The organism is Tenggerimyces flavus, assembly GCF_016907715.1.
Lineage (GTDB): Bacteria > Actinomycetota > Actinomycetes > Propionibacteriales > Actinopolymorphaceae > Tenggerimyces > Tenggerimyces flavus.
Window position 1 is genome coordinate 5,942,761 of the sequence record NZ_JAFBCM010000001.1, and the last position, 11,074, is coordinate 5,953,834.

Below are 11,074 nucleotides of genomic sequence, written 5' to 3' on the forward strand. Positions count from 1 at the left end.
CCAGCGTCCTCAACCCGGCAGGCCACACCGGCGTACGTGATCATTGTGCCCCACGCATCACTCCAACACCACCCGCCCCGCGCGTGTCGCATCCCGCATCGCGGCACTTCCCTTCTCGGAACGGGGTTTGCGAGCGCTCCCACGCGCTCCCAAACCCCGTTCCGAGAAGGGAAGTCGCGAAGCCTGTGGAAGCTGTGGATGGTGCCAGCACGGGGAGCGCGGAAGCGTGCAGGCTCGGGGCATGGAGGAACGACTCGCTCGCCTGATCGCTGGCCGGCAGGGTGCGTTCAGAGCCGCGGAGGCCAGGACGGCCGGGTACTCCAGCGAGGAAGTCCGGGCGCGGCTCGCGTCCGGACGCTGGCTCGCGCTACGGCGCGGCGTGTACGTCGACAGCCACCTGGCCGAGCGAGCTGTCCACGACGAGGTCCGCTGGCACCTGCTCGTGGCGGAGGGTGTGGCTGCCGCCGCCTCCGAGCGACTGACGTTCAGCCACGGCACCGCTGTGCGGTTCCATGGCCTCGCGCATCTGCGCGACACCGGGTCGCAGGTCCACATCACGAGGGCGAAGCGAACGGACATTCACGGATTGATCGCCAACGGCATCGACCTCCACGTGGCCGGACTCCCGTCCCACCACGTGATGCCGACGCCGTTGTTCGACGTCACGACGCCAGCGCGCACGGTCGCCGACATGGCCCGCTACAGCTCGCCACGCAACGCGATCGTGATCGGCTGCCACGCGCTCGTCCGACGGCTCACGACGCGACGTGCGGTCGACCAGGTCGTTCGCACGATGACTCGATGGCCAGGGGTTCGAAAGGCACGGGTGGTCACTGAGCTGCTGGACGCCCGAGCTGAGACCGCCATCGAGTCTCTCGCCCTGGCGATCTGGCACGAGCAGGGCCTTCCCCATCCTCACCTTCAGGTCTGGGCGTATGACAGCCATGGATTCATCGGCATCGTGGACGGTGCGTGGATCGATCGCGGAACGGTCTACGAGACGGACGGCTTGGTGAAGTACCGCGAGCTCGGCGGCGACATGCTCACTCGCGAGAAACTTCGGCAGGAACGCCTCGAGCAAGCGGGACTTCAGGTCCGGCGGCTGACCTGGTCCGAGCTCTGGAACGGTGGTCAGCTCATCGCCGTACGTCTGAAGCGGGCCTTCGATCGAGCGGCGGTCTCTCCCCGACCGAGGGTGCGGCTGTACGTCGGCCATCCCGATCGCTCGCGCCCCGTCCACATATCCCCAGTTGACGAGACTTCCCTAACCCAGCTGGGGTTTGAGCTGGCCTACGACGGGCTGTCAACCCCAGTCGGGTTAGGGAAGTGGGCGGGTTAGGGGAGGCGGCCGAAGAAGAGGAGGGAGACGGCGGCGGCGGCGAGGGCGGCGAGGAGGGCGAAGCCGGTCCAGCGGGCGGTGACCTCTTGTTCCTCGGTCGTGTAGCCCACCGAGGAACCTACGTCGGCGTAGACCTCGTCGAGCTCCGTGCTCGACTCGGCGGTGTACGAGCTGCCGCCGGTCTCGTCGGCGATCTTGCGCATCGTGTCGACGTCGACGGGCACGTTCGTCCGTTGCCCCTGGATCTCGACGGTCCCCCACTGGGTGCCGAACGCGATCGTGTAGATCGGCACGCCGGCCTGGTTGGCCGCGCCGATCGCGTCCTCGACGCCGCGGCCGACGTTCTTGTAGCCGTCGGACATCAGCACGATCCGGGCCGGCGGGCGCTCGTCGGGGTTCGCGGGATCGGTGGGGACCTGCTTGACCGCCTCGAGCGCGGTGTAGATGGCCTCGCCGGTCGCGGTCGACTCGGCGAGCTGCAGGTTGTCGATCGCGCGGATCACCGGTGGCCGGTCGGTCGTCGGCGAGACGAGGATGCTGGCCGAGCCGGCGAACGACACCAACGACACGTTGAACTTCTCCGGCAACGACTCCACGAACCGCTTCGCCGAGTCCTGCGCCGCCTTGATCCGGGACGGCTCCACGTCGTCGGCGAGCATCGACAGGGACACGTCGACCACCACCACGATCGTCGCCCGCTCGCGCGGCACCTCCACCTCGGTCTGCGGCCGGGCGAACGCGGTCACGAGCAGCGCGACCGTCACCATCGTCAACACCGCCGCGACGTGCCGGCGCCACGACGGACGCTTCGGAGCGACCCGGCCGAGCAACGCGAGGTTGGTGAACCGCAGCGCGTACTTCTTCCGCCGCCACTGCAGGAGGACGTACCCGACCACGAGTACCGGCACCAGGAGCAACAGCCACAGCCGCCCCGGCGCGAGGAAACTCATCCCGAAACCCCTCTCACCGGCGCATGCAGCTTCGCCGCGACACGGCGATGCCCGAGGACGAACCGCGCCGTGTCCGCCACCCAGTCCCGATCGGTCCGCAGCGTCAGATGCGCCGCACCCGAACGGCGAAGCGCGATCCGTACCCGCTCCCGGTGCTCCGCCGCGCCGGCGGCGTACTGGGAACGGAGCTCCGCGCTCGCGGTGTTCACCTCACGAGTCTCACCCGTCTCGGGGTCGGTCAGCCAGACCACGCCCACATCCGGCAGCTCCAGCTCGCGCGGATCGAGGATCTCGACCGCGAGGACCTGGTGCCGCGTCGACAGCCGCCGCATCGCCCGCTCCCACGTCGGCGGAACGGTCGGGTCGAGATCGCCGGACCCGTCCAGGAAGTCCGACACCACGACCCGCAGCCCGCGGCGCTGCTGTGCCCGGGACAGCTGTTCCAGGGACGAGGTGAAGTCGTCGTCCGGCTCCTCGACCGCGGTGCGTGGCTCGGCGAGCAGCGACCGCAGCAGCCCGTACAAGGCCAGCCGGCCCGACCGCGCCGGCCAGCGCCTCAACCGTCCGCCGCGGACGACGAAGCCGCCGAACCGGTCCCCCAGCCGCTGCGTCAGGAACCCCACCGTCGCGACCGCGGCTACCGCGAGGTCGCGCTTCTCCAACGCCGCCGTGCCGAAGTCCATCGACGCCGACAGGTCGACCATCGCCCACGTCTCGAGCTCGCGGTCCGCGATCACGTCGCGGACGTGCGGAACGGTCGTCCGCGCGGTCACCGACCAGTCCATCCGGCGGACGTCGTCCTCCCCCGGCCGGTACATCCGCGCCTCGGCGAGCTCGGTCCCCGGACCTGGCAAGAGGCCGAGGTGCTCGCCGTGCAGGAAGCCCTCGAGCTTGCGCACGATCGCCAGCTCCAACCGGCGCAGCGCCGCCTCGGGGGCGAGGTGCGCGATCGACAGCCGCGTCGGATCAGCCCCGTCCACCGGCAACGACGGTGGCGGGCCCACTCCGGGCGGGAACGTCGCGCTCACTGGTCGCCCTCCCCCGGCCGGCACATCCGCGTCTGTGCCACCACGAGCTCGGTCCCCGGACCTGGCAAGAGGCCGAGGTGCTCGCCGTGCAGGAAGCCCTCCAGCTTGCGCACGATCGCCAACTCCAACCGACGCAGCGCCGCCTCCGGCGCGAGGTGGGCGATCGACAGCCGCGTCGGATCCGCCCCGTCCACTGGCAATGAGGGTGGCGGGCCCACTCCGGGCGGGAATGTCGCGCTCACTGGAACTCCGGGCGCCCGGTCGCGACGGCGTCGTTGCGCCACACCGGCCTCGGCGGCGGCACGGCCTGCAGCACCCGGTCGACGACCGCCGCCGCGCTGACGCCGTCGGCGACCGCGTCGAAGCTCAGCACCAGCCGGTGCGGTACGACGTCCAGCGCGACCTCCTGAACGTCCTGCGGCAGCACGTAGTCCCGCCCGCGCAGCAGCGCGAGCACGCGCGCGGCGGCGACCAGACCCAGCGTGGCGCGTGGGCTCGCTCCGACCTCGATCACGCGGGCGAGCTCCGGCACGTGGTACTCGACCGGCCGCCGCGTCGCGAGCACGAGCCGAACGATGTAGTCGGCGACCAGCCGGTGCACGAAGATCCGGTCCGCCGCAGCTTGCAGGGCGAGGATCTTGTCCGGGTCGAGGATCCGTCGCGGCGACGGCGGGTCGACGCTCATCCGGTCGAGGATCAGGTACTCCTCCTCGGCGTCGGGCAACTGCACGTCGACCTTCAGCAGGAACCGGTCGCGCTGCGCCTCAGGGAGCGGATAGACGCCCTCGGACTCGATCGGGTTCTGCGTCGCGATCACGATGAACGGCGACGGCAGCGGGTGCGTGTGCCCGCCGATCGAGACCTGTCGCTCGGCCATCAGCTCCAGCATCGCCGACTGCACCTTCGCCGGAGCCCGGTTGACCTCGTCTGCCAAGACGAAGTTGACAAACACCGGCCCGAGCTCGACGTCGAAGGATTCCTTGCTGGGTTGGTAAATCCGGGTGCCGACGATGTCGGACGGAACGAGGTCGGGCGTGAACTGCAGCCGCGCGAACTCCCCACCCACGACCGTCGCGAACGTCCGGACAGCCAACGTCTTCGCCACACCGGGCACACCCTCGAGCAGGCAGTGCCCGCGGGCGAGCAGCGCGACCATCAGACGTTCGACCATGTGTTCCTGGCCGACGATGACGCGCTTGACCTCGTTGGTCGCTTCCGCGATCAACGCGGCCTCAGCGGTCGTCCCCGCGGTGGTCGTCATGGTGAACGGTCCTCTCCTACCCGGATGCTTCGGTGCTGCCCGGACATTCCATCAAGCTTTCCTGGGAACTGCACATCGCGGTCCGTGACCTGTGGAAATCCGGGGCTGTGGAAGAAACCTGGCCACAAGATCGCGAGGATCCGCAACCTGGGGACAGCCTCGACCGTCTGATCCGCGATTCGGGATAGGTTGTGCGCCGTGCAGTGCAGGAACGGGGGTTCGACGAGATGACTGAGGCTTTGCGGCCGGGAGATCCGCCGGTGCTGGGACCGTTCACGCTCAGTGGACGACTGGCCGAGCACGACGCCGGCGTGGTGTTCCTTGGCGCCGACGGCAGCGGCAGACGAGCCGCGGTCGCGGTGCTGCATGCCGCGGCCGCGAGCGACGCGGCGGTACGCGACCGGCTGGCCGGCGCGATCGAGACGCTGTCCGCCGAGCAGCCCGACAGGGTGCTCGGCTCGGCGCCGCGCGACACCGTCCCCTGGGTCGCGACACCGTACGAGGACGGCGATCCCGCCGACGCGCAAGCGCTGCTCGACAACGCCGCGCTCACCCAGGCTGTCGCCAGTACGACGACCCGCGCGGCAGGCCCGGACTTCGCGCCGCACTGGTCCGGCGCCCCCGGCGCGGGAGCGGTCGGCAGCCTGCCGACCGCCCTGCCTCCGGCGCCGTACTCGGCGCCGAGGAACACGACCAGCGTCCGCTCGATCGTGCTGCTCGCGGTCGGCATCGTGCTGTGCCTCGGCGTGATCGTCGGCGGCGGCGTGGCGATGTACATGATCAGCGACAACCGGAAGCAGGACGACCCGGTCGCCCAGCCGACGACCAACCCCGACCCCGACCCCACGACGGGCACGGGAACAGGTACCGAAACGGGCGGGACACCGCCGCCCACGCCGCCGATCCCCGGCTGGCCGACGCCGGAGCCGGCGTGGACCGGACCGGACGGCCCCAACGGCCCGCTCGGCGGCCCGACGTTCGGCGAGGGCGAGCCGACGTACTTCATGGACCTCAAGGACTTCTCGTTCGACTTCCGCGTCCCCAAGACCTGGGGCTGCATGCGCAGCGGGAAGGTCGTCGCGCCGACGGTCCGCTGGATCTGCCTCGACGACGCGTGGGCGTTCGGCGGCAAGCCGGGCAGCGCACCGGGCGGCATCGTCCAGACCGACCCCTGCCCGGCGCCGTGCGGGCCGCAGGAGTGGCGGGCGATCCGGGAAAGGACCGAGACGCCGCCGACGCCGTGGCGGAGCACCGACGCGTCGACGTTCTTCGCCGACGGCCAGGTCGTCGACGGTACGGAGATCGAGTGGCAGCTGATGGTCAGCCACGTCTTCGCGTCGAAGCCGGGCGGGCCGCTGGACACGCACCTGTTCCTCCGCCTGACCGGACCGATGTCGGAGAAGGAGAACCTGCAGAAGACCGCGAACGAGATCCGGATCAAGACACCTTAGACAGGTCGCGCAGCTTGGTCCGGAGCCGTTCGGCGTCGGAGGAGTCGAGCCCGTCGAGGATGTCCAACGCCTCCTTGCGGGCCAGGTCGGCCTTCGCCGGCATGCCGGCCGCCACGTGCGTGGCGCCGATCCGTACCAACGTGTCGGCCTGGGCGAACGCGTCGCCCAGCCGGCGCAGCATCAGCAACGCCCGGTCGTAGCAGGCGAGCGCGTCGGCGTACTGACCGAGCTGGTGGTGCGCGTGCCCCATCGTGTCCCAGGCGTGCGCCTCCGCGTCCTGGTACTGGTGCTGCTGCAGGACGGGAACGGCCTGCCGGCAGCAGTCCAATGCCGACCGGTAGTCCCCCTGCAGCGCGTAGCACCACCCCAACGCGCTGAGTAGCTCCGCCGTCGAGGCCACTGTCAGCGGGCTCTCCGTCGCCCGCCGGCTCAGCTCGACCGCGAGCTTGGTCTCCTCGAACGCCGTACGCAGGTCCGACTCGCGCTCGGCGATCCAGCCCAACGCGCGCCGGCAGCGGGACTGCCCGACCAGGTCGCCGAGCTTCCCGCACAGCTCGTACGCCCGTTCCAGGTGCCAGCGCCCCTCGTCGTTGAGGTCCACCCGGCCCAGCGCCCGGCCGTACGCGGCGTGCTCGAACGCCAGCAGATCCGGCTCCCCGAACTGCTCCGCCTCCTCGAGCAGGAACGCCTGCAGCTCGACGTAGTCGTGCCAGCGCCCGCGCCGGTCGAAGAACTTGCCGAGATGCCAGGCGAGCTCGCACGCCGCCCGCACGCGGCCGAGCCGCACGGCGTACTCGACGATCCGCTGCAACGTCTGCCGCTCCCGGTCGAACCAGGTCATCGCGTCCCCGAGCGTCTCGAACCGCTCGGCGACGACCTCGGGCACCGGATCATGGAACGGCGGCGACCACCCGTACGGCGCGCTCAGGCTCGCCGCCGCGATCCCCGCCTGCAGGTAGTGGTCGAGCAGGCGCCCGACGGAGGCGTCGCGCTCCTCGACGGAGTCCGCTGCCTCGGACAGCTCGCCGGCGTAGGTCCGCAGCAGGTCGTGCAGCCGGTAGCGGCCGGCCACGATCTCGTTCGCGAGCTGGGCGTCGCACAGCTCGACCATCAGCCGCAGAGCCTCGGAAGGAGTCAGTCCGGCGAGGCTCGCGACGGCCGCGAGCCCCACGTCCGGGCCGGGATGCGCGCCGAGCAGGCGGAACAACCGCGCCGCCGCCGGGCTCAGCCGCCCGTACGACCAGGAGAACACCGACCGCACGTCCGCGTTGGCGTCGGTCGAGGCGAACCCGTCCAACCCCCGGCTCAGCCGCAGGTCGGCGGCGACCGATTCGAGCGGGAACGTCGGATGCGCGGTGGTGCGCGCGGCGACGATCGCGACCGCGAGCGGCAGCCCCGCACAGTGCGAGAGCACATCTGCCGCGGCGTCGGGCTCGGCGGCGATCCGGTCCTCGCCGATCCGGCTGGTCAGCAGCTGCCAGGCGTCGCCGGTCTCGAACGGTTCGAGCATGATCGCCTGCGCGCTCTCCCCGGCGACCAGCCCGGTGAGGCTGCTCCGGCTGGTGACGATCGCGACGCTTCCGGCCGCGCCCGAGCCGGGCAGCAGCGCACGCACCTGGCCGGCGTCGCGTGCGTTGTCGAGCACGATCAGCATCCGCTTGCCCGCGAGCAACGAGCGGTAGAGCCCGATCTGCGCGTCGACGTCGGCGGGAATCCGTTCCGGCGGCACGCGCATCGCCGCGAGGAACCCGCGCACGACCTCCGACGGGTCCATCACCTGACCGCTGGGATCGAAGCCGCGCAGGTTCGTGTAGAGCTGGCCGTCGGGGAACCGGTGCATGACCTGCCGCGCCCAGTGCACCGCGAGCGTGGTCTTGCCGACGCCGGGCGGCCCCGAGATCGTCGCGAGCACGACCCGGTCGGCCTCGGCGTCGAGCAGCCGGTCCAGCCGGCCGAGGCTGTCCGTACGTCCGACGAAGTCACCGATGCCGCCGGGCAGCTGGCGCGGCAGCGGTGCGTCGAAGCTCGGGCTCACCGCGGCGGAGTCGAGGTCGGGAGCGCTGGCGAGGATGCGTTGGTGCAGCTCGCGCGCGGACTGCGAGGGCCGTACGCCGAGCTCGCGGTCGAGCCGGCGGAACAGCTGCTGGTACGTCGCGAGCGCGTCCGCTCGACGGCCGGCGCGGTACTGCGCCTTCATCAACAGCTCGGCCGGCCGTTCCCGCAACGGATGCGCGGCCGCGAGCGCCTTCAGCTCGCCGAGCACGGCGGTCGTGTGCCCCAGCTCGAGCTCGACGGCGAGGCACTGCTCGACCAGGTCCAGGCGGCGCTCGTCCAGGCGCCGGGCGTGGTCACGGATCGCGTGCAGCGTGATGTTGCCGAACGCCTCCCCGCGCCAGAGCGCCGTCGCGGCGCGCAGCTGGGGAACGGCCGCGCTCGGACTGATCGCCATCGTCTGGAGCCCGACCTCGGCGAGCTGGTCGAACCGGCGCGCGTCGACGGAGTCCGGCGGGATCTCGAGCAGGTAGCTGCTCCCCCGGGTCGACAACGTGACGTCGGCATGCGCCTCGAAGACCTTGCGCAGCCTGTACACGCACGACTGCAGCGTCGTCCGGGCAGCTGGCGGCGGCGCGCCGTCCCAGAGCGCGTCGATCAACCAGTCCCGGTCGACCGGAGTTCCCGGCCGCGCGAGAAGCAACGCGAGCAGATCACGCTGCCGCGTCGCCCCGATCTCTACCTGCTTGCCTGCGTGCCAGAGTTCGACCGGCCCTAGGACCCTGAACTCCACCACGACCACCCCCACCCAACTTGTGCCCGAGATGTCGGAGCGGTGGCTGACCTGAGCGCCTTCGGTGGTCGACGAAGATCACCGGCGCCTGGTGGAACACCCTACGGCACAGGCAGGCAGGTGGGGGTAGGCGATGGGGTCGGCTCGTCCTCGGTTGGCACCAAGGACGCGGACTGAACCGCGGCACCGGTCGCTGTCGCCACCGGGCTGGGAGCGACCTCGCCGGACGGACTGGGCGACGGGGTGTCCGTTCCGTCCGAAGTGGGCGGCGTCGTGGGCGGGGTCGTCGGGGCAGGTGAGCAGGTCGGCGCGGGCGTAGGCGACTCGTTCGGCTCTGGCGAGGGCGACTCACTCGGTTCTGGCGTCGGCGACGGCGAGGGCGAGTCACTCGGCGTCGGCGAGGGTGAGGGCGACGGCGACTGGCTGGGCGAAGGCGACGAGGTCGGTGTCGGCGATGCCGTCGGCTTGGGCGTGCTCGAAGTCGTAGGCCTCGGCTTCGGCGTCGATGGCGTCGGCGAAGGCTCCGGGGAGCTCGGTATCAGCGTCGGAGCCGGATCGGGAGACGGTTCCGTCGGCGGCGGCTTGGGCTTCGGCGTCGTGGACGGCTCGGGGTCCGGCGCCGGGTCGCTGGGATCCGGATCCGGCGGCTCGGGCGTCGGGTCGGGCGACGCGAGCCACGGTCCGGGCGCGGGGCCGGAGCCGTCGATCGGCCGAGCCCCGCCCGACGTGTAGCCGTCGATCCAGCCGAGCACCCGACGGACGTAGGAGTTGGAGTGGTTGTAGCTGTAGATCGCCGCGATCAGATCCGAGCGCAGGCCGAGCGTCCGGCTGCCGTTGCACAGGTACTTGGCTGTCGCCACCGACGCGTCGAACACGTTGTGCGGGTTGGACAGGCCGTCCGCGTTCCCATCGGAGGCGTAGATCTGCCAGGAGCTCGGAATGAACTGCATCGGCCCGACCGCGCGGTCCCAGCTGCTGTTGCCGTCCAGCGCGCCGTTGTCGGTGTCGGAGATCGCCGCCCAGCGGGAGCCGTTCAGCACGGGTCCGAGGATGCGCTGTGAGGTGTCGCCGTTCGACGCGACCGCGCCCCACGCGTGGTTCGACTCGACCTTGCCGATCCCGGCGATCATCTGCCAGGTGATCTGGCAGGTCGGGTCGGCGAGCGCGAGGTTGCTGGCGGCGTTCTGGTACGCGGTGAGCACGATGCCCGGAATGCCGAGGCTCGCGCTGCCAGCCGTGGTCCCGCCGCCGGGGATCGGCGTGGACATCGGGTACAGCGGGTTGATGTCCGGCGTCGAGTACGGGCGATCGGGCGATCGGGGATACCCGGCGGGCGGTGCGTCGGGCCCGGGGAGCCCGTTCGACCCCGTGCCGCGGTCGCCGTTGTCGGCAGGGCCGGTCGGGCGCGAGTCGTCCTGCGCCACGATGTTCCGGATCTCGCTCGACGTGGGAAGGGTCGGTGGTGCCGAGGGAGTCAAGGACGCGGCCGTTGTCGCTATCGCGACAAGCCCGACGTTGACAGCACTCGGACGCCCCATCACCTACGCACCTCCCCGCGGACCACGATGGCACGAACGGCGTGTTTAGGGGACCCCGATGGCAAGGATGGGACGCGAATCCTGCCCGAACGGGCGGTAACACCTCGGTGGTTCCCGAGGCGTCCCGGACCATCCCAGGATCTGGAGAACGGTCCCGCTATGCGGTCCGTACCTGGCAGGATCGAGTCGTGCCACAAGCTGACGCCGTGCGAGTGATTCTGTCCTCCACGCCCGATCTGCAGCAGGAACGCTCCGAGCTGACCAAGCTCGTGCTGCCCGAGGTGCGCCAGCTCGCCGAGAAGCGCGGCCTCGCGTGGATCGACGACGCGGCCGTCGACGAGGGTGCGCAGACCGTTCTGCTCGGCCTGCTCGGCCAGCGGTACGGCTGGGCCATCGGCGAACGCGAGCTCGTGCACGACGCCGCACTCGGTCAGGCTGACGGGCGCGCGTACTTCTACCTGCGCGACATGGCCTGGGTCGACTCGCTGCCGTTGTCGCAGCGGATCGGGTACGTCGAGACGCCGACCCCGGAGGAGAACGCGCTGCTCGGCCAGGTCGCCGCCGGCATGGTCGCCGCCGGCAGGCGAGGCCAGCTCGACGAGCTCAAGACGCGCGTACGAGCCTCCGGCCACCCGGTCCGCGACTTCACCGACGCGGCCTCGCTGACCGCGCTCGTCCGCGCGGACCTGCTCGCCCTCGTCGAGGAGCTCGCCGACAGTTAG

8 protein-coding genes and 1 pseudogene are annotated in these 11,074 nt (G+C 71.1%); 3 read left to right on the top strand and 6 right to left on the bottom strand.

What is annotated here, in order from left to right; translation table 11 throughout:
• Positions 1-241 precede the first annotated feature (241 nt).
• Complete coding sequence (locus JOD67_RS28005; protein WP_205120698.1) at positions 242-1,339, top strand: type IV toxin-antitoxin system AbiEi family antitoxin domain-containing protein; 1,098 nt, start codon at positions 242-244, stop codon at positions 1,337-1,339.
• On the opposite strand, the gene JOD67_RS28010 is transcribed toward JOD67_RS28005, so the two are convergent.
• The 4 genes and pseudogenes from JOD67_RS28010 to JOD67_RS28025 form a co-directional block, all read right to left on the bottom strand.
• The gene (locus tag JOD67_RS28010; RefSeq protein WP_205120699.1) at positions 1,336-2,289 is read right to left on the bottom strand and encodes a VWA domain-containing protein; all 954 of its coding nucleotides are present in this window, start codon (positions 2,287-2,289) and stop codon (positions 1,336-1,338) included. The genes JOD67_RS28005 and JOD67_RS28010 overlap by 4 nt on opposite strands.
• On the bottom strand, positions 2,286-3,245 hold the full coding sequence (locus JOD67_RS28015; protein ID WP_205123199.1) for a DUF58 domain-containing protein: 960 nt from the start codon (positions 3,243-3,245) through the stop codon (positions 2,286-2,288). The genes JOD67_RS28010 and JOD67_RS28015 overlap by 4 nt, the downstream gene beginning before the upstream one ends.
• Before the next feature lie 74 nt (positions 3,246-3,319).
• Positions 3,320-3,517, bottom strand: a pseudogene (locus JOD67_RS41395) (hypothetical protein); the annotation flags it as partial.
• Between the two features lie 38 nt (positions 3,518-3,555).
• Complete coding sequence (locus JOD67_RS28025; protein ID WP_205120700.1) at positions 3,556-4,578, bottom strand: AAA family ATPase; 1,023 nt, start codon at positions 4,576-4,578, stop codon at positions 3,556-3,558.
• A gap of 227 nt (positions 4,579-4,805) precedes the next feature.
• On the opposite strand from JOD67_RS28025, the gene JOD67_RS28030 reads away from it, so the two are divergent.
• Positions 4,806-6,029: a hypothetical protein gene (locus JOD67_RS28030; protein WP_205120701.1), complete on the top strand. Its 1,224-nt coding sequence runs from the start codon at positions 4,806-4,808 to the stop codon at positions 6,027-6,029.
• Here JOD67_RS28030 and JOD67_RS42120 read toward each other — a convergent pair.
• Together JOD67_RS42120 and JOD67_RS28040 are read right to left on the bottom strand one after the other, a co-directional pair.
• On the bottom strand, positions 6,016-8,817 hold the full coding sequence (locus JOD67_RS42120) for an AfsR/SARP family transcriptional regulator (RefSeq protein WP_205120702.1): 2,802 nt from the start codon (positions 8,815-8,817) through the stop codon (positions 6,016-6,018). The two genes, JOD67_RS28030 and JOD67_RS42120, sit on opposite strands and share 14 nt — an antisense overlap.
• A 98-nt stretch (positions 8,818-8,915) precedes the next feature.
• Complete coding sequence (locus JOD67_RS28040; protein ID WP_205120703.1) at positions 8,916-10,352, bottom strand: lytic transglycosylase domain-containing protein; 1,437 nt, start codon at positions 10,350-10,352, stop codon at positions 8,916-8,918.
• Positions 10,353-10,558: 206 nt separating this feature from the next.
• Between JOD67_RS28040 and JOD67_RS28045 the strand changes: the two genes are divergently transcribed.
• The gene (locus tag JOD67_RS28045) at positions 10,559-11,074 is read left to right on the top strand and encodes a hypothetical protein (RefSeq protein WP_205120704.1); all 516 of its coding nucleotides are present in this window, start codon (positions 10,559-10,561) and stop codon (positions 11,072-11,074) included.